Genomic DNA, 19,027 nt, shown 5'->3' on the forward strand with positions numbered 1-19,027 from the left:
CAGGATATGGTCAGGACTTGGCTCATAAGTTCATTGTACTTCATCAAAGCGCATTCCTCCCGGCACTGACTCTACGGGTACAGTGCGGGGCTCCTGCGATTTCTAGCTGAGGCAGTGCTACAGCCACGGAGCCCAACCCTGGTGCCGAGCGGACAGATTCTGACGGCTTTGAATCGCTGCAGAGGGATGCACAAACTCATGGGCAATGCCTTGATAGGTCAGTTGCAAAGGACTCCGTCCCGCTAATGTGAACAGCAAGGGCCCAGAAGCACCACCGCTCACAGCAGCTCGTCGATCAGCCGGAGCACCTGCTGCAGCTCAGCACCGGGGATCCTTTGATGTTGTTCCAGGTTGATCTCCACCAACTGTTTGAGGGCGAGGAGCTTCAGGTTGACCTCCACCGCCGCCACCGCAATGGCTTGTGCTGCCGGCAAATAGCCACTGGCCCCCAAATCCAAAAGGGCAGCCCGCCGCAGATGGATGTTGTGGTGATTCAACACCGACAGCAGGCGCTGGGCAAAAGTCGGATCCCCGGTGAGACGATAGCAGGCCCGCGCCGCCGCACATTGCAAGCGAATGGAAGTGTGCTCTAGGTAGGGACAGATTGGCTCCAGGGCAGCAGCCACCTGCAGTTGTCCAAGAGCCTCGATAATGGCCTCTAGGGCGGCTTGGGCTTCCGTCTGCAGTCCTTGCTCCACACGGCGCAGCCCTTCCAGCAAAGCGGATCCCAGCTTTTCCACTTCGTCGGGATCCCTATGGAGGTTGTTGGCAAGGGCAATCTCAACCAGCGCCTGGGCAGCCGCTGCCACCACTTGGCCATCGGAGCAAGACAAAGCCGCCTTCAGGGGAGGGATCCCGGCGAGGGATCCCAGTTTACCCAAAGCACGAGCAGCGTTGCGCCGCAGCGGATATCCCCCTTGAGCGGTGCGATCCGTTTCATCGGCCAGGGCCTCGATCAGGGCCGGGATCCCTTCGACGATGCGCATGCGTCCCAGCCACCAAGCGGCATAGTAGCGTTCCCCCGGATCCCCGTGGCGCAGCTTGGCGATTTGTCCAGCCGGGGTGAGATCCACCGACGGATTGGGATCCAGAGGAACAGCAGTGGTCATGGAATCAACAACGGAGAAGACACCGAGAAGGGATTAAGCGCTGCGGACACTGACGATCTTGGCGCCCGATTTGAGCAACCGCTGCATTGTCGCCGACAGTTGATCGGCAGAGACGAAAATCTGCTGGTTGGATTTGCGCACTCGGCTGGAAGTGGCCAGCGCCGAAGGCGGATTCAGCAGTCGGGTCACTTCCACACAGAACATGCGATCCGACTGGCCCGTTGGCGGCCCCAGGTGTTTGGAAATGGGGCTGGGCGGCAGCAGGCCCCGCACCCCAATGCGGCGAATGGCCGGGGTAAACCCGGTGGCCAAAGGCATCATCAGACGGGGTCTGGGCCCTTGGGAGCGATCGTTGTTGGCGTAGCCCCCGTAGAGAGCGAAGAGATTGGTAAAGTCGCGGGTGGAATGAGCCTTGCGGTATTCAAACCCACGCGGGTAGGGGACGATGTTGTCTCCAAAAGCTTCTAGGTATTCTGGGCTGTCGATGTAGGAATCGATCTCCGCGCTGTGGCCGCCAGATTGGTAGATGTCCAAATGGCGGGCGATGTCTTTGGGGCTGGTGGGAGCGCGTCCCAGCAGATGCTTGAAATTGAGCTCGATGGCCCGGGTTTGCGAGTTGGGGTAGAAAAACCGCTTTTTGTAGGCTTCGGACTTGGCGATCAATCGCACAAACTCCCGCACCGTCAGGCTGCCCTGGCGCAGCAGCGATTCCGCACTGGCTAGCTCCTTCCTATCGGCCCCAAACAAATGGTCGTTGCCCAGCACCTGACGGTAGATGGCCCGCAGCACCGCATTGAGCTGATCCTGGCTGGCGTTGGGGCGCAACTCCAGTGGGGTGGTCTCCGTAATGCCCCGGATCCCCATCCGGCTTGCCGCTGTAATTGCACTCATGCTAATTCCCCCGATTGAACTGAATGGACACAGATTGAGAACAAGCTTGCGTTTAGGGTCATTTCGATTCAAGCTAGGACATTGCACCCACACCTAAAGTGTTGGTTGCGTCGTCGCGTCGGCGTTGCGGAGCAATAATGCAGGGGGCCAAAAGGCTTTTCAAGGACTCCGTCCCGCTGGCGCGATCAATAGCCCAGGCGTCTCACCCTAGCCTGAAACGACTGTAGAAATCGAAAACTAAAATTAGAAATCAAAAATCGGCAGCCCCAAGCTGCAGAAGAGCAACAGTGGCGCCTTCCTATTGGGGAGACTGATCCGCAAACCCACGTGGTCAAACGTATCTCTCCGCAACGTAGCAGGCTCACCACCGTTGCCCTCAACAACCTTCCCTCGCCATCCCCCCTGGTTTATGGGATGAGCCAACTGGCTAGCCGGCGTCGCCCTTTTAGAGGGATCCCAAGCCAAGGGTTTAGCTGAGCGCGTTGATGGCGTAGTCGATGTAGGTGTTGGCTTCGGTGGCCGCTTGCCCGGTCAGGCCGTGGTTGGCTTTGATGTAGCGCAGGGCTTCGATGAACCAACTGGGGGAGAGTTCAAAAGCGGCGTTGATCTCGCGGATCCCGGCCAACTGATACTCGTCCAGAGGACCGGTGCCACCGGCTACCAAGCAGTAGGTGATGTAGCGCAGGTAGTGGCGCACGTCGCGGGCGCACTTGTCTTTGCCGGCTTGGGTGTGGCACTGCCCACCGGGTTGGGTGGTGTAGGGGAACTTGGCGTAAACCGCTTCGGTGGCACCGCGCACCAGCTCGTCGGCACGGCTGCTCAGAACTCGGGCGGCTTCCATGCTGGCGGCAGCCCGCTGAAAACGGCCATTGATGGCCTGCAATTCGCTGTTGCTCAGGTAGCGCCCTTGGCTGTCGGCAGTGGCGATGGCGTCAACAATTGGGGTTTGCATGATTCAAAACGCTCCTTTACTTAACTCAAGCTCAATGCAAAAAACAAAGCAAAAGATTCAAAGTCTCAACTGCAAAATCGCTGCAAAACAGGTTACTTTTCCAGGGATCCCCTGCCAACCCGAGTTGTCTTAGATCCCAGAGAGGTCTTCACAACTGGATCCGGACACAACAGAAACTTCAGTCCACAAGGGATCAAACCACAGCGGCAGCAGCGCGATCGAAGTAGGATTCGATTTCGGCAATCAGAGCGCTGCAGTCACCCCGGGTGATGCCGTTGGGGTCGTTTACCACCGCCACCGCAGCCTTTTTCATCTTTTGGATACCGTTGGCCACTGAGCTGCCGGGGGTGCCCAAGGCTTGATAGGTTTCCCGCAGGCCGTTCAGGCAGCGCTCGTTCAGCACACTGGCATCTCCGGCTGCCACTGCGTAGGTGATGTAGCGGAGAATAATGTCCATGTCCCGCATACAGGCGGCTACGTTACGACTGGGGTAGGCAGGGCCACCGGGAGCGTTCAAATTGGGCTCCTCGGCAAACAACTGACGGATGGCATCGGTCACGATCTTGGAGGCATTGCTGGTGAGGCGGTTCACAGCATCCAAACGCTTGTTCCCCTCAGCAATTACCTGCTGGAGAGCGGCAAACTCGTTCTCTCCCAAAAAAGCGCCTTTGGAGTCAGCTTGGGCAACAACTTTGCCAAATACATCGTTCATGGTTTTGAATCTCCCTAGCAAAAGTAAAAGAGGTTATGAATCCACATTCCCTGCAACGGCCCAGAGAGCACCTGCCGGCCAGGAATGCAACACCGCTTGGATCCCCAGTGCCGAGAGGTGCTGTTTAACTCACAGAACCGCCGACGGGATCGAAGCCGATAGAACCAAGATGAGCAAGCGAAGCTCGCTCCCAGATCCAGGCCTTCATCCAAGGGATCGGACTTGGGCTGAGGAGCCTCAGCCGCTGCTGGCAACCTCAACTGGGCAGACGAGGAGAAGCTGGCTCGCCTTGTTTCCAGTCTTTTTCTACCGCGAAGGCAAGAAGCGATGAAATCAAAAAATGTAAATCGGCTTTACCTCGCGCAAAAGGTCTTAGATCGGTTTCCAACCTGCTTCCCATCTCGGATCCCAGGCTGTTCTCCCTGTCCTTCGCGGGAGTAGTTTTTTACAAAAGAGAATGTTTCTTTGCCTAGCTTTACAACATGAACAAAGATGTCAGCCCCGATCGCGGCTTTGCAGCTTGCAAGGGATCCATTTTCAGTATCGGAGCGAACATTCTCATAAAGGATACATAATTTAACACTTGCTGCAATCCTCGGTCGGGCCTGAGGTTGGGGCAAAATCTGAGAAGGTTCTCTTCGATTCCCTAAGATTTTCGGTACACACCTTTTACAGAAGTTCTGGATGCCCGCTTATGCCTATTGGGTTGGATCGCACTCCTTCCCCAGAGCTGCTGCAGATGGCGCGCTGGTTGGCAGGAGACTTCAGCAACCAAGAGCAAGCCTGGGAAAATCCACCGTTTTTCGCCCAGATCCGGGTGGCCTATCGCCCCTTGCCGGCCCACGTTTTGGGCGGGATCGGCTTTTATGTGGAGCAAGCCTACAGTGGCCATTTGGAAGATCCCTATCGGCAGGCGGTGGTGGAATTGACTCAGGCAAGCGCTGGGATCCTGATTCGCAACTACCGCCCTCTGGAGCCGCAGCGGTGGCGGGGCTGTGCTCGGGAAAGGGCAGACCAACTGAGTCAACTGCAGGCTGCCGACCTAGCCTATCTAGAGGGGTGTGATGTGCATGTGAAGAGGCAGGGATCCCTCTTCATCGGCGCGACGGAGCCGGGGTGCCGGTGTTGCGTGGTGCGCAACGGCCAAGCCACCTATTTGCAGACCACCTTGCACCTGAGCGAGAGCGAGTTTTGCAGCCATGACCGAGGGATGGATCCCATCACCCACCGACAGGTTTGGGGGGCCCTGGCGGGCGCTTTTCGCTTCCAAAAGGTAGTCGATTGGCAGGCAGAGCTGCTGCTGTAGGCTTCGGCCCAGCCAGCCCTGCAACCCCACAGTTGACGACGGTATTGCGCACTCTCCCTCAGTCGGCCTTGTGTACACTGTCTTTGGCCGGGATCCAATGTTGCCGCGCGATGCTTCCGGGTTCGAGCATGCTGGCAATGGGAATGTTCTTTGCCGCTTGCAGACAGGATACGCTCCTTATCGGCTTAGTGTGGGTATTCAATGCAGGCGAGGTCGGGCCCAAAGGATGAGCCACGGTCTGGGCGGGCTTGGCACAGCCCTTGGGGAATGGCAATCGCCCTGGTTGGGATCTTGACCTTGCTGCTGCTCGGTGCCGGCTGTTCTGGCCAGGGGGAATCTGCAGCTTCCCCCCCTGCGTTGATCCCTCTCCCACCTCAACCGGGAACCGAGTCGATTCCCATGCCGGTGCGTACCCTGGGCAACAGCCGCTTCAAGCTCCTGGGCCTGACAGTGGGGGTGGCCGGGAGCGGAGCTGAGGTGTTACTGGATACCGGCTCGGCAGGTTTGCGCATTGTAGCGACGGCGGCAGGTCGCTTTGGCCTGGAACGGACGGGGATCCCTTCCACTGTGACGTTCGGAGATGGCACGCAATTTATCGGGGTGTTGGCCCGCGCCCCCTTCAGCATAGGCGGGATCCCCAGTCGGGAGCCGGTAACGATTCAGTTGATCGACCGGATCACCTGTGTGGACGCCCTGGTGGCCAGTTGTTCAGAGAACTTGTTTGGAGAAGGGCGGCCCTTTGCCGGGATCCTAGGCACGTCCTTGGATGAGCGCAGCCCCGACCGCGAGCTGTTTAGTCCGCTCACCCGCCTTCCGGGCAATTTCCGCTCTGGGTACATTATTCAAACGGGGGGCTTCAACTCCACCCAGGGCCTGTTCACGGTTGGCCTAACGGCTGCCAACACCGTCGGCTTCAATTTCCGGCAGTTTCCCCAGGTGGGAAGCTTTCCCGATGGCACCCCCATCTGGCGGGATGAGGCTTTGCAAGTGGCCTACAGCATTAGCAACACTTCTATTCAAAATGCTCTCAGCCCCACCGTTTTTGACAGTGGTTCTTCCGACATTTTTCTCAACGTCAGGCTGTTGGGGGCAGCTCCTTTCTCCACCTCGACCTTGCCCCCCGGCGCTGAATGGCGAGCTGTGCTGGAGGGGGCTTTTGACTACCGCATTCGGGTTGGCTTTCCCATTACGCCCAGCCGGGATCGGATTTTTGTTGACGGCAACCAAGGAGTGCAACTGTTGGGCATGCCACTGTTTTTCAACGCCGACGTTGCCTTTGATATTGAAGGCGGTCGGATCGGCTTTCGCCTACGTTGAGACGAAGTTGTTTTCAACATCCAAAAGCATTGGGATCACTTGCGGAGAAGAACTTGCCATGTTCGGCCGAGCCTTGAAAACCGGGAACAGCACGCTGCACAGATGGCCTTGGGTTTGGGGGCTACTGCTGCTCTGTTGGCTAGGGCTGAGCGGGCCGGCTTGGTCGATCAGCTTGGGGGATCCCTTGCCGGAGTGGGCTGAGTCTGTGCAGGTGGGACGACAGCGGCTGCGCGGGGTGGAGCAATACCGCGGCCAGGAACAAATCCGCGCCTATGGCAACGAAGCAGGACGGGTGTTTTGGATTCAAATCAACAGCAGCGCTGACTTGCCCCCGGATTACCGAGACTATTTGGGCGAATACCAACAATTTCTGGTAGAAGCTGTAGAAGTGGTGCCGTTGCGAGCCCGACGGCTGCGCTTCCGCCAGGGAAATCGCAGCGCCGAGTGGCAGGTGGTGGGCATGAGCGGTCGGTTTCAGGCGGAGGCGATCAGCAGAGATTTGGCTCCGCCAGGGTTGTTTGGAGATCCCTCGTGAAGAGCAGGAGAATTAGAGCTTATCCTAGAGATCCTAGAGAGAAACTTGAAACTAGAGTCTGCCAATGAATTTACTCCAGAAGAAAGTTGAGGTTACTCTTAATCGCTTCTTCGTCAAGGAGCTAACTCAAGAAGAGCTCACCTTCTATGAGTATGGTTGCAGGCCAAACCCTCTTCCAGATCTAGGAGAGGAGCAGAGGGCTCTCTCCAAGATTTGTAATCAGCTAGGTGTAATGGCTGTTCGTCTGGGAAATCGCATCATAACCCGAGAAAAAGTTCCGGCCAGTAAACTCAAAACAGAGGAATGGGAGTTGGAAGAGCTTGGTTCTAAGGCTCTAGATTGTACAGACCCTACAGAGAGACAGGCTCTAGAAACTTTCGAGCGCAAGAAACTAGATTGGAGTCTAAGATCTAAGTACAAAAAAACAGAGATTGAGCGATCAACAGGAGGAGGATTGATCTGGTGGGTTACGGGTCTGGAAGGAGTAGAACGGATTGAAGGAGTAAAACCACTTTGCGGAGATGGGTGGGAGGTTCACAGAGGAAGAGAGCTAGACGTTGTTATTAGACAAGATAAGAAGCTCTATCTAGAGATCGACATCCGATACCATTTCTACAGCCCATGGACGCTGCATGAGTGGCTGGAAAATTACCCAGATGTCTCAATTGAAATTGTACGAAACACATACAGGACAAAAAATAATAAATACCCAACTTGGGAGTATCGAGGCATTATTTCCAATCAGTCGCCAAGGGAAGTATGGTTAGCGGAGCTAAACACTAGCTTAGCGGATTATCATGTACAGAAGTACGGAGCAACTCCAGAAGAAGTTGATGGCTCTCTGGTGGTTCAAGTGGTCTCGAGAGAACGCAATTTCAGACAAAAGGCAGAGCCTATCCTTCATCTATCGCGGAGACTGTCGCCTGTTTTAACTTTGGAGATGCTAGCAAGTATAGAAGATCAAAGATGGACTGGCAAAAAAGTTAGCTCCTTGGTTAGCGAGCACATCAGAAAAAGTTTAGAAGAGAGATTGAAAGAGTCTAAAGAGACCGCAAAAACTATTATAGAAAATGTCTACAATATTTCTGACTTTCAGGCTGATCCCCTAAAAGCAGAAGGATACATTATGCCAAGTCCAAGGCTATTGGGGTTTGGTCATAGACAAGTCCAAAACCCCGCGAGAGTTAGGTACCAAGGATGTGCAAGAGTTGGCGAGACAAAGTTTGGACTTCTAAATCTTGACGATAATAAACGTGAGTATCCTACTGAGGTTCGCAAGTGCCTACTTGAAGTAGCTAAAAAGAGCGGAGCAAGAGTTGAAATAGACTTTTACGCAACCCGTCAAGATTTGCCTGAAGGCGACCTTGCTCAACAGAGGTTTTGGCAAAGCTGGGCCGACAAAGGGATCAAAACCGTTCTGGTTGTCATGCCCTTGTCGCCTAATGAGCACAAGCAAAAGATCCGCTTGCAAGCACTTCGAGCAGGAATAGCAACTCAGTTTATGATTCCTGGAGCTGACCCCTACAAAGCTCTAAATGTCGTACTAGGACTTCTGTGTAAAGCTGCGTGGCAACCCGTGTTGCTTGAACCCCTCGATCATCCTGAGTGCTCCGAGCTTACCATTGGTTTTGATGTGGGGACGAATCGAGAGCTTTACTACGGAACCTCTGCCTTCGCGGTACTGGCCAATGGTCAAAGCTTAGGCTGGGAGTTGCCCGATATACAAAGAGGAGAAACTTTTTCCGGCGAGGCAATTTATCAAACCGTGTCCAAGCTCGTCAATAGATTCTACAACAAATTTCATCGATACCCTAGAAAGGTTCTTTTGATGAGGGATGGCTTAGTTCAAAGAGGCGAATTTGATAAAACAATTGAGGAACTAAGAAAAGAAAAGATTGCTGTGGATATTGTTGGAGTGCGCAAAAGTGGCACAGTCAGAATGGGAAGAGAGGAAAAAGGAAGCTATAGAGACGCTGCAATGGGCACTGTCATTTTTGACCATGAACGAAGGTCATTTATGCTCGTAACAAGCCAGCCCATTAAGAAGTCCTCGGTGCCAATTGGCAGCGCAAGACCGCTGCGAGTTGTCCATGAACACGGCAACACTCCTTTGGAAGTTCTGGCTATACAAACTTACCATCTCTCCCAGCTTCATCCTGCTAGTGGTTTTCAAGCCTGTAGGCTCCCTTGGGTGTTGCACTTTGCCGACAAAAGCAGTAAAGAGTTCCAGCGCATTGGCAACAGCATTTTTAGTGTGCTGCAGAACATAAACCGAGAGAAGTTGATTGCCGTCTAGCCAAGGGAGGGGATCCCCACCTGCCGGCCTTGCTAGGATTGGGGGGGTGGTTGGTGTTGCGGCTATGGTGGAGATGAATGAGGTCTGGAAGACCTTTCTGAGCAATCCTGTTCCGTTCTGTGGCGGTTTTCTCAGCGGCCTGCTGCGTTTGGATGTGAAGCAAGATCCGCTGCGCAGTTGGCTGGAGTCCCAGGGGCTGAGGGTGGAGGAGCCCCCGCCTTCCGGTCGCTCCGACGGCCCCCAATCCATTTCCATTGAATAGGCGTACTCAATCGGCGGGCAGAGAGTAGGGATCCCTTCCGAACGCTTTCTCTCAGGTGTGGGAAGCGCTCTGATCCGGGCACAAGCAGCGACAAGAAGGGCAGCAAGAGCGGTGTTGCGAGGTGAGCTGATGTTCCCTGAGCCCTCCCAATTTAGGAAGCGGCAGGGATCCCTTCGAGGCTGGGGCTATCTCGGCGGGGTGGTGTTCCTGGCAACGGGACTGGTCGGTCTGCCGTCAGGGGATCCAGCCGTGGCCCAATCGGCTCCCTCTTCTCTTGCCAGCCCTAAGCAGGATCCCCAAGCTTGGCTGGAGCGCTACAACGCCGCTCTAGAGCAATTGCCCCCTTTGCCCAACTTGCAATATCGCCAGCAGGTGCGGGTGGAGGGATCCCAAACCTTCACAGCCACGTTGGATGTGCTCTACCGCCGCGACGGCAGTTGGCAGGCTTGGGTAGCCGAAGGGGATCGCATCCGCCTCTTGGATTCGCGCCAATTGGAAGTGGTGAACCAGTCGGATCTGCTGCAGCTGTACTCGGTGTATGTGAGCCGACCGGAAGCCCTCTTGCCCTCGGTGAGCTTTTACTTGAAGGCGGATCCCAGCCGCTACCGCGTCCTCTCCTCAGAACGGGTGGATTTGGCTGGATCCCCTGTCCAGCACTTGCGCCTAGAGCCCATTCAGGAAGGCCAGTTGCGGGAGCTGTGGCTGGATCCGCAGTCGGGGCTGCCGCGGCAGGTGTTGCTGTTTTTGTCGGGGGTGTGGGGGCAGGCCTATGTCCTGATGGGGTTTACGGCGGTGCCAGCTCCCGAGGGAGGGGAGCGCTACTGGCTGCCGGAGAGCACCCGCATCAATTTGGGCTATGGCTTTTGGACCCTGGAGGGCCTGAACCGCCGCGTGTTCAGGGGATCCCTGTCCATCCAGCATGACTACCAGGACTACCGCATTTTGCCAGAAGGGACGCAGTTGCGCTTTTTGCCTTCGCAGCCGCCGGTGGATGCGCCGCCGGTGGTAGCCGGCCTGCCGGGGAGCGCTCCTCAAGCGGAGTTGGGAGATGTGCGGGCCTTGGGAGTGGATGAGCAGGGCAACCAGCAGTTCAGCATTGGCCTGGGCCGGCGCTCCAGCCCGGACAATTCCTTGGAAGACCGAATCGTTGCTTTCAACCTAACCCGACCCACCAGCCGCAACGCCCTGACCCAAATCGATACTTTAGCTCTTTTGCCTCTGGGGAATGGCCAGTTGCCCATCTATCTCTTCCAATTCGACACCGGTCGCCCCCTCTCGCCCCTGCAGGGGGTAGAGCGCCCGCAGGTGGATCCCAACGAGGTCTTCGCTCCTAAGCCGCCAGCCATCAAACTCTTTGGAGATTAGCTCCCCAATGCTGATAGATGCTGCCTATGGGGTGATCCCCATCCTGCCCCACCCACCCGCCCAGGAAGCTCCCAGACTGGGCTCTTCTCATTTGTATCTGCTCATCCAGCACCAGAAGGGGCATTGGGCTTTCCCAAAAGGGCACAAGGATAGCTCCGAAAGCGACCTGGAGGCGGCGCAGCGAGAATTGCGAGAGGAAACCGGCTTGACCGACTACCAGCTTCTGACCCTGCCCGGCCAGTCTGACCCTTTGACGCTGCAGGAAGCCTACACCTTTACGGATCCAGAGGGGAACCGAGTGGCCAAAACCGTTACCTACTACGTGGCCTTGCTGCCGCCCCAATTTCCTCCCCCTGAGCTACAGGTGCAACCAGAGGAGGTGGCCGCCTACCGCTGGTGCTCCTACCCCGAAGCCTTGGAGCAGATCAGTTTTGAAGAGAGTCGGCAACTGCTGCGCCGCTGCCAAGCCCACCTGGAGCAGCTTTGGAAATTGGAGAAGACCTAAGTTCCGTATTTTTACGGAAGAGGTTTATCGGGGTTACCTTTATCTTGTCTTGCAGGCTTTCCGCGGGAAGTTCCCGAGTAAGAAAGCCAGCAGACAATCTGAGGGCTAGCCTTCACCTTTAGAGATTGGCTGATGAGCAATAGTCATCGATCTCCCCAGGAGGAGAGTTTTTCTGAATACGGATTGAACGCTGAAACTGCCTTTGAGTTCGTGCAGCCTTGGCCGTCTTGTTGGGCTTGGCTCATCTAAAGATCTCGTCTGGGTCAGGGCTGGGCTTGAACTGTATTCTGGAAAGCATTTTTTCACCGGCTTGTGGGGTAGCTAAGACTTCAGTCGTGTCATCAACCTCAGCGCAGGAAATTGTTCCGAGCACGTCCTCTCGACCCATGAACCGTCCCCCCGTCTGTACAGAAGTCTCGGCCCATCTGCTGAACGCAGAGGTCAGCTTCACAGGAGTTGTTCGGTATTTCAGTGCCTTGGACAAAGGGGAGGGGCTGGGCACTTGGTCATTGGTGTTTCACCAAGGTCGCCTGGGGTTTGCTCACCACAGCTTGGAGCCCTTGGAGCGCTTGGATCGCCACCTGCGTCGGCTCAGCCATCAAGTCTTTTCTCTGACTCGCCAAAATTGCCTACGCATCCATCGGCAGGTGGAGGCGCTATTGGCTCAGGAGACTGGGCCTCTACCTGCAGACCTTCTGGGGCTGAGTTGGATGGTAACGGAGCAACTGCTGCCTTGGGAAGCTGCGCGCAGGTTGAATGCTTGGATCGGCGAGGAGGTGCTGCAAAATCTGTTGCTGGTTCCAGGGGGCTTTCAGCAGGAGATCATCCCACTGGACAACGTGCCCACCCTGGGCCAGTGGGATGGGGGATCCCTGCTCGACCTGATCCAAAAGCGGCTACGGGCATGGCAATCTTTGGGGCCTGAGATCACCTCCCCCTACCAACGGCCCTACTTTGCCAGCCGGGCCCAGGCAGAACGCCTTCCCGCCGAGCAACAGGAACGGCTAGGCCGGTTACTGAAGGGGTTTAGCTTCCGCCAGTTGAGCGCCCTTCTCGATCAAGACGACCTCCAGATCGCTCGCCGCCTACATCCTCTGGTCAAAGCCGGTATCCTTGTCCTGCGGGATCCCCAGCCCCCCTTTGATCGGCTGCCCAAAACCTACTCGGCCAAGCTTGAGACAGAATCACAGCCCTCAGAAACTCCCACCGTCCCTCTTCACCTGGCCAACGGGCTTGCAGATCTAGGCCCATCTCCCCAAGCCTCGAAAACCTGGATTGTGGCCTGTATTGACGACAGCGAAGCCATGCTCAGCGAGTTGCAGCGGTTGTTGGAAGGGCACAACCTGGTCATTCACGCCATCAGCGACTCTTTGAAAGCCCTGATGAAGCTGACCACCCTCAAGCCAGATTTGATCCTGCTGGACGTGGGTATGCCCAACGTGGATGGCTACCAATTGTGCAGCCTCATCCGCAAATCCTCCGTGTTAAAGGATGTGCCGGTGGTGATGGTCACAGGCCACAAAGGTCTGATCGATCGGGTGAAGGCGCGCCTGGCCGGTGCCACCGATTACCTGACCAAGCCCTTTCGGCAGGAAGAATTGCTGCAGATGGTGTTTCGCTATCTCAGCTAGGGATCCCTCTAAAGGTTCGTCGAAAAAGAGGTAAGGAGATGTCGATCATGGTGAAAGTTCTTGTGGTGGAAGATGTGGCCTCGGAGCGACAGCTCATCAGCGATTACCTCCGCTCAGAAGGCTATCAGGTGGTAGCGGTGGCCAACGCCCAAGAGGCATTGCAGCAGATCCGCAACGACAAACCCGATGTGGTGCTGACGGACTTGGTCATGGAAGGCATGAGCGGGCTGGAATTGTGCCGCCAAATCAAGAAAAACCCGGAAACCCAAAAGTTGCCCGTTGTGGCCTGTACTTCTAAAAATCAAGAGCTGGACAAACTCTGGGGCATGAAGCAAGGGATCGATCTTTATCTGACCAAGCCTTTTACCCGCGAAGACATTTTGCGGGCCGTGAAATCAGTAGTGCTCAGCCCGAGCTCATGATTTTTGCCACTCCTGTCCTTGCTGAGCTGCGCCTCCAGTTAGGATCCCTGTGATTATCACGAATTGTTCTTAGGAGATGTCTTAGAATTGGCAGAGCGAGAACGGCAATGGCGGTAGCTTTCTCCCCACACAGCCCTACTTCTACCCGTACCGGCGAGCTGTACTTACATCTACAGTTGGGGGTAGACTGTCGGGCCCTTTTGCCCATGGCATTTGCCCAGGAAGCTCTAATTGTTGGCCCGCACCACTTTACCCTTCTCCCCAACCAGCCCGCATGGGTGCTGGGCTTGTTCAACTATCGCAATCGCATTCTCTGGGGACTGGATCTGCCGCAATTTCTCGGCCTAGAGCCCTTGGACTTTGGGCAGCCCGAACACCACTTGGTGGTGATGCGCCCAGAATTTGGGGGCTCTGCATCGCCAGTGCGAACAGGCTTGGGCCTGGCAACCCAACACGTGAAAGGAGTAGCTCGAGTGCCCGCCGAGGAGATCCAACCCTTAACAAAAGCCCAGGCAGCACAAAACAACTTTCGACTGGAGAACTTCTACGACTCTTGCAAAGGGCTGGTGTTGGAAGGGGATGAGCCTCTCTGGGTGCTCGACCCTCTTGCCATTGTCCAAAAGCTCAACTCAGTTGATTCCTCGGCAAACCCTTGATCTTGATCTTGGCGACCTTTTCCCCGACTTACCCTCACTTAAAGGCAAAATTCTATGGTTTCCTTCCGTCCCCTCTTTCTCAGGCCTGCTCCATCTTCTCGGCCCCAACGCAAAGTCGCGGGATCCCGCCTGGCCCTGGCAATCAGTTTTCCTCTGGGCATCAGCTCCCTGCTGTTTGCCGTCTCTGCCGGCAGCGTAGCCCGCACCTATTTCGAGTTCAAGCCGGCGATCTCGCGGCAGTTCACCCTGCAAAACCTGAGCGATCAGGTGATCTATTTGGATGAAGTCTTGACCATGTCTGCCCGCATGGCCGCTGCCAGCGGGGATCTGTCCTGGGAAGAGCGCTACAACATCCATGTCCCTCAGTTGGATGAGGTGCTGGCGGAGATTCAGCAATTGGATCCCGCCTCTTACGAAGCCTATGCAGCCAAAACCACAGCAGCCAACATCAAGCTGGTGGAGTGGGAAGTGCAGGCTTTTGATCTGATTCGGGCCGGCGAGCAGGAACGGGCTTTCAACTTGCTGCACAGCCCTGAGTACGAAGAGCAAAAGCGCATCTACGCCGAAGGGATCAACCAAACCCTGGAGGCCATTCGCAGCAACATTCAGGCCAGCGTCCAGCTTTACGAGCAAGATCTGCTGCAGGCTTTGATCTTTTCCGGCATCAGCTTCCCGATTCTGCTGCTGAGCTGGGGGATCATTTTGATCCTGGTGCGCAACTTTGTGCGGGAACGCAACGCCACCTACGAGCGACAAGTTTCCGACACCCGACTGGCCCAGCGGTTTGCCGATATTGCCCGGATTCGCCAAGAGCAAGAGCTGATCGATCCCCTAACTGACTTGTTGGGCGAGATGCGCCAGCGCTTCGGTGCCGAACGAGTGGCCTTCTATCGCTTGACCGCTCCCGAAGAGGCGCAGGTTATCGCTGAATCTCACGACAGCCGCCTGCCCGACACCTTGGGCACCCTCCTCCGCAGGATCCCGGCTCCGATCCAGCAGGCTCTCCACGGCGGGCAAGTTTACGCTTTTGGCCCGGTGCCTAGGCCAGATCTGGGCGCCGACTACCTGCAGAGGCTGGCCACAGCCCAACTGAAAGCCGAGATGATAGCGCCGGTGGTGCGTGGCGATGAGCTTTACGGTTTTTTGGCAATAGGCCGCGCCCAAAGCCAGAGCTGGTCTGACGAAGAACAGAAAACCTTGGCAGAGCTGGCCAACCGCCTGGGTCAAGCTTTGGGTAACCTGGGGGCGCTGGAGCAAAAAGCCGTGGCCGCCCAGGAACGGGAGCGGTCGGAAGCGCTGCAAAGAGAGCTGCTGCAGCTTATCAGCGAGGTCACAGAAGCCTCGCGGGGGGATCTCACGGTGCGGGCGCAGCTAACAGCCGGACAAGTTGGCATCATGGCGGACTTTTTCAACGTCATTATCGAGAGCTTGCGCGACATCGTGATTCAAGTGCAGCAGGCCGCCGGTCAAGTCAACCAATCCATTGGTCGTGACGAGGCAGCCATTCGCGAGTTGGCCGAAGCCGCTCTCCGACAGGCCACCCAAATCGAAGAGACCTTGCGCTCTGTCGAGCAAATGACGCTCTCAATCGAGGAGGTAGCCGATAAAGCCCAACAGGCCGCCACCGTTGCCGAATCTGCCGCCGCCACGGCCATCAACAGCAGCTTGACTATGGATCGCACAGTGCAAAACATCCTGCAACTGCGGGAAACGGTGGCCGAAACGGCCAAGAAGGTGAAGCGGCTGGGGGAATCTTCCCAGCAGATTTCCAAGGTGGTGTCCTTGATCAACCAGATTGCGCTGAAAACCAACCTCTTGGCGGTGAACGCCAGTATCGAGGCAGCCCGTGCCGGCGAAGAAGGGCGAGGTTTTGCGGTGGTCGCCGAGGAAGTCGGGGCACTGGCGGCCCAGTCGGCAGAAGCCACCCGCGAGATCGAGCGCATTGTGGAAGGGATCCAACGGGAAACCGGCGAGGTGGTACAGGCGATGGAAACCAGCACCGGCCAGGTGGTGGAGGGAACCCGCTTGGTGGAAGCAGCCAAGCAGAGCCTGGGACAAATTGTGGAAGTCTCGCGGCAGGTGAACCAGCTCTTTCAGGCCATTGCCCGCTCCACCGATGCCCAGGCAGATGCATCTCAAACGGTGCGCCAGTTGATGCAGCAAATCGCCAACATTGCCGCCCAGACGGCGGCAGCCTCGCAGCAGGTGGCCAACTCTCTCCAGGCTACGGTGGCGGTTGCCCGTCAGTTGCAGACTTCTGTGTCCACCTTCAAGGTGGGGGAGGCGGTTTAGCATGGGGCCGAATCCCACTTCCCTCGACCCACGCGAGTGGCAGGTTAGGCTGCAGTTTTTGGACGAAGCCCAGGCTTACCTCGACACCCTGGAGGCAGGGGTGTTGGGCCTGGGATCCCAGAGTTTGGATCGCCCCCGTTTGGATCGCTTGCTGCGGGCTGCTCATTCCATCAAGGGCGGGGCGGCCATGATGGGCTTTCCGGTGCTTAGCGACTTGGCCCATCGCCTGGAAGATGGTTTCAAGATCTTGCAGGTGGATCCCCAAAAAGCCGACCCCGCAGTGGAGCGCAACCTCTTGGCGGCGTTGGATTGCATGCGCCAAATAGCCCAGCAGCACCGCCAGCAGCGGCTTTTGGACGAATCTTGGCTGGCAGAGCGGGTGCAGCCTCTTTTCGATCAATTGCGAGAGCAGTTGGGAGAGTTGCAGCCTGAGGACAACGTCCAAGTCCTGGCAGCAGAGGCCGGGGGCGATATGCGGGTGCTGCTGTTTGCAACCGAGGTGGAGGCCTGTCTGCAGCGGTTGGAAGGTGTGCTGGCCCACCCCGAGCAGCCCTGTTTGCGGGAGGAGTTTCTCATTGCTGCCCAAGAGCTGGGGGCGCTGGGGGAAATGTTGGATCTGCCTGCCTTTGCCACCCTGTGCGGCTCAGTAGTCCAAGCTCTGGAGACGCTGCCGCCAAATGCCAAGGAGCAGGTGTTGCCCGTTGCTCAGGCGGCTTTACAAGCTTGGCGACGCTCGCAGGCCCTGGTGCTGGTCGGTCAGGTCGCTCTTCTCCCCAGCTCCTGGGATCCGGCAGAGCCTCCAGTTTCCCCCCCGCCAGAAGCCCCTCCCCCTGCAATGGCAGGAGCCACCGAGCTGCCGGATTCGATTCCAGCCGGGGCCAAAAGCGCTGCCGAGATGCTACGGGTGCCGGCTCGCCCTCTGGAACAGTTGGGGGAGCTGTTGGGAGAGCTCATAGGGGAGCGCAACCGCTTAAACAGTCGCCTGCAACGGCTGCGGGAGCTGGTCAGCTTGTTCAAACGGCGGGTTCGCACTCTAGAAGAAACCAACAGCCGCCTGCGCAGCAGCTACGACCGCGTCGCTGCCACCGTGCCTGCTTCTGTGCTCTTGAAAAAAGAAGGGGATCCCGGCCTGACCTTGGCCGATACCTTTGACCTCTTGGAGATGGATCGCTATGGAGAGATGCACCTGCTGACCCAAGAGGTGATGGAAACCGTTGTGCAAATTGATGAGGTAACCCACGATATCGACACCACCCTGCAGGAGACCGAAGGCAGCGCCCGCCAGCTCAGCCGCCTCTCCAGGCAAATGCAAACCCGTCTCGACCAGGTGCGCATGCAGCCTCTATCGGATTTGACGGATCGCTTCCCCAGAGCGCTGCGGGAGCTGAGCTTAGCCCATGGCAAGCCCGTGGAGCTGCGGGTCTTGGGGGGATCCACCCTAATCGAGCGCTCGATTTTGGAGGCCTTGGCGGATCCCTTGTTGCACTTGGTGCGCAACGCCTTTGACCACGGCATCGAGGCTCCAGACACCCGCCTGGCCCAGGGCAAGCCGGCCAAGGGCCTCATCGAAATTGCCGCCAGCCAACGGGGCAACCGCACTCTGATCACGGTGCGAGACGATGGGGCAGGGATCTGTCTGGATAAAATCCGGGCCCGCGCCTTGCAGATAGGGTTTTCCGCTGCCGACCTGGCTGAGGCCAGCTCCCAGGAGCTGCTGGAGTTGATCTTCCAGCCGGGCTTCAGCACCGCCGAGCGAGTCAGCGAGCTATCTGGACGGGGAGTGGGTCTAGACGTGGTACGCACCAACCTGCAACGAATTGCCGGCCAGGTGCAGGTGGAATCTTGGCCGGGACGGGGCACGCTGTTTACCCTCACTCTGCCCGTTTCTTTGAGCGTCACCCGCGTGCTGCTGACAGAATGCCAGGGGTTGATGTTGGCTTTTCCGGCCAACGCAGTGGAAGAATTGCTTATCCCCCCGCAGTTGCCTGCCGATTCCTTTCTCTGGGAAGGGGAGCAGATCCCTTTAATTCCTGTGGGCCACTGGTTTCGCTTCGCGCGCTGGCAGCCTCGCCGGGAAATTGACGAGACCCCCCTTCTCGACCGACCTGTGGTGCTGCTGGTGGTAGAAGACAACCGGCCCTATGGCCTGTTGGTGGATCGCTTTTGGCGGGAGCAAGAGGTAACTCTGCGCCCGGTGGAGGGAGGTCTGCCTCTGCCGTCGGGATTCTCCGGCTGTGCGGTTTTGGCCGATGGGCGAATCGCTCTTTTCGTGGATCCGCCTGCCCTCTTGAGCTGGCTGCTCGCCCAGCGGGATCAGCCCTGTCAGTCGGCAAGGGATCCCCTTCCCCAGCCCAGGTTTGCCGCCCAGCCCACCCTGCTGGTGGTGGAAGATTCGGTCAACGTGCGCCGCTTCTTGGCCATGACCCTAGAAAGAGCAGGGTTCCGGGTTGAACAGGCTCGCGACGGACAAGAGGCCCTCGAGCACTTGCAGAGAGGAATTCCCATCCGAGCGGTGATTACCGACATTGAAATGCCGCGGCTGGATGGCTTTGGCTTGCTGGCCCAGATTCGTGCCCACCCCCTGTATGACCAGCTTCCCGTGGTCATGCTCACCTCCCGCAGTGGCGAGAAACACCGCCAACTGGCCCAGCGGCTGGGAGCCAGCGCCTACCTCTCCAAGCCCTTCCAGGAACAGGAGCTGATCCAAAAGCTGCGGCAACTGCTGCAACCAGCCTCTTCGGCACCTTCCACCGGCGTTTTGATGGCGAGGTAGTCC

At 57.2% G+C, this 19,027-nt stretch carries 16 protein-coding genes; 12 read left to right on the forward strand and 4 right to left on the reverse strand.

The window, feature by feature from the left end; all coding sequences use genetic code 11:
* Nucleotides 1–278 precede the first annotated feature (278 nt).
* The 4 genes from NW840_RS01405 to NW840_RS01420 form a co-directional block, all read right to left on the reverse strand.
* The gene (locus tag NW840_RS01405; RefSeq protein WP_414341943.1) at nt 279–1,109 is read right to left on the reverse strand and encodes a HEAT repeat domain-containing protein; all 831 of its coding nucleotides are present in this window, start codon (nt 1,107–1,109) and stop codon (nt 279–281) included.
* Between the two features lie 33 nt (nt 1,110–1,142).
* Entirely contained in the window at nt 1,143–2,000 is an 858-nt protein-coding gene (locus tag NW840_RS01410; protein ID WP_011434279.1) for a phycobilisome rod-core linker polypeptide, read from the reverse strand.
* Between the two features lie 469 nt (nt 2,001–2,469).
* Nucleotides 2,470–2,952, reverse strand: a complete 483-nt coding sequence (locus NW840_RS01415; RefSeq protein WP_011434281.1) for a phycocyanin subunit alpha — start codon at nt 2,950–2,952, stop codon at nt 2,470–2,472.
* 193 nt (nt 2,953–3,145) lie between these two features.
* Nucleotides 3,146–3,664: a phycocyanin subunit beta gene (locus tag NW840_RS01420; protein WP_011434282.1), complete on the reverse strand. Its 519-nt coding sequence runs from the start codon at nt 3,662–3,664 to the stop codon at nt 3,146–3,148.
* Nucleotides 3,665–4,358: 694 nt separating this feature from the next.
* Between NW840_RS01420 and NW840_RS01425 the strand changes: the two genes are divergently transcribed.
* From NW840_RS01425 to NW840_RS01480, 12 genes are all read left to right on the forward strand, one after another.
* A complete protein-coding gene (locus NW840_RS01425; RefSeq protein ID WP_414341946.1) occupies nt 4,359–4,970 on the forward strand; it encodes a chromophore lyase CpcT/CpeT in 612 nt (203 codons plus the stop codon).
* 267 nt (nt 4,971–5,237) lie between these two features.
* On the forward strand, nt 5,238–6,287 hold the full coding sequence (locus NW840_RS01430; protein ID WP_414341948.1) for a hypothetical protein: 1,050 nt from the start codon (nt 5,238–5,240) through the stop codon (nt 6,285–6,287).
* A 58-nt stretch (nt 6,288–6,345) separates the two neighbouring features.
* Nucleotides 6,346–6,822 carry a hypothetical protein gene (locus NW840_RS01435; RefSeq protein ID WP_414341950.1) on the forward strand — a complete coding sequence of 159 codons (477 nt, stop codon included), beginning with the start codon at nt 6,346–6,348 and terminating at the stop codon, nt 6,820–6,822.
* A 64-nt stretch (nt 6,823–6,886) separates the two neighbouring features.
* Nucleotides 6,887–9,118: an argonaute PAZ domain-containing protein gene (locus NW840_RS01440; RefSeq protein ID WP_414341951.1), complete on the forward strand. Its 2,232-nt coding sequence runs from the start codon at nt 6,887–6,889 to the stop codon at nt 9,116–9,118.
* 46 nt (nt 9,119–9,164) lie between these two features.
* Nucleotides 9,165–9,380, forward strand: a complete 216-nt coding sequence (locus NW840_RS01445) for a hypothetical protein (RefSeq protein ID WP_414329987.1) — start codon at nt 9,165–9,167, stop codon at nt 9,378–9,380.
* Nucleotides 9,381–9,509: 129 nt separating this feature from the next.
* Nucleotides 9,510–10,745 carry a hypothetical protein gene (locus NW840_RS01450; protein ID WP_011434288.1) on the forward strand — a complete coding sequence of 412 codons (1,236 nt, stop codon included), beginning with the start codon at nt 9,510–9,512 and terminating at the stop codon, nt 10,743–10,745.
* Between the two features lie 7 nt (nt 10,746–10,752).
* Complete coding sequence (locus NW840_RS01455) at nt 10,753–11,250, forward strand: bis(5'-nucleosyl)-tetraphosphatase (RefSeq protein WP_414329981.1); 498 nt, start codon at nt 10,753–10,755, stop codon at nt 11,248–11,250.
* 386 nt (nt 11,251–11,636) lie between these two features.
* The gene (locus NW840_RS01460; protein WP_414341953.1) at nt 11,637–12,881 is read left to right on the forward strand and encodes a response regulator; all 1,245 of its coding nucleotides are present in this window, start codon (nt 11,637–11,639) and stop codon (nt 12,879–12,881) included.
* A gap of 47 nt (nt 12,882–12,928) precedes the next feature.
* Nucleotides 12,929–13,303 carry a response regulator gene (locus tag NW840_RS01465; RefSeq protein ID WP_011434291.1) on the forward strand — a complete coding sequence of 125 codons (375 nt, stop codon included), beginning with the start codon at nt 12,929–12,931 and terminating at the stop codon, nt 13,301–13,303.
* A gap of 107 nt (nt 13,304–13,410) precedes the next feature.
* Nucleotides 13,411–13,959 (forward strand): chemotaxis protein CheW, encoded by a 549-nt coding sequence (locus NW840_RS01470; RefSeq protein ID WP_011430974.1) that lies wholly within the window; start codon nt 13,411–13,413, stop codon nt 13,957–13,959.
* Nucleotides 13,960–14,013: 54 nt separating this feature from the next.
* The gene (locus NW840_RS01475; RefSeq protein ID WP_414329978.1) at nt 14,014–16,251 is read left to right on the forward strand and encodes a methyl-accepting chemotaxis protein; all 2,238 of its coding nucleotides are present in this window, start codon (nt 14,014–14,016) and stop codon (nt 16,249–16,251) included.
* Between the two features lies 1 nt (nt 16,252).
* On the forward strand, nt 16,253–19,024 hold the full coding sequence (locus tag NW840_RS01480; protein WP_414341954.1) for a response regulator: 2,772 nt from the start codon (nt 16,253–16,255) through the stop codon (nt 19,022–19,024).
* The last annotated feature ends 3 nt before the right edge of the window (nt 19,025–19,027 follow it).

Source organism: Synechococcus sp. R5-13 (genome assembly GCF_047462015.1).
In the GTDB taxonomy this organism is placed as follows: domain Bacteria; phylum Cyanobacteriota; class Cyanobacteriia; order Thermostichales; family Thermostichaceae; genus Thermostichus.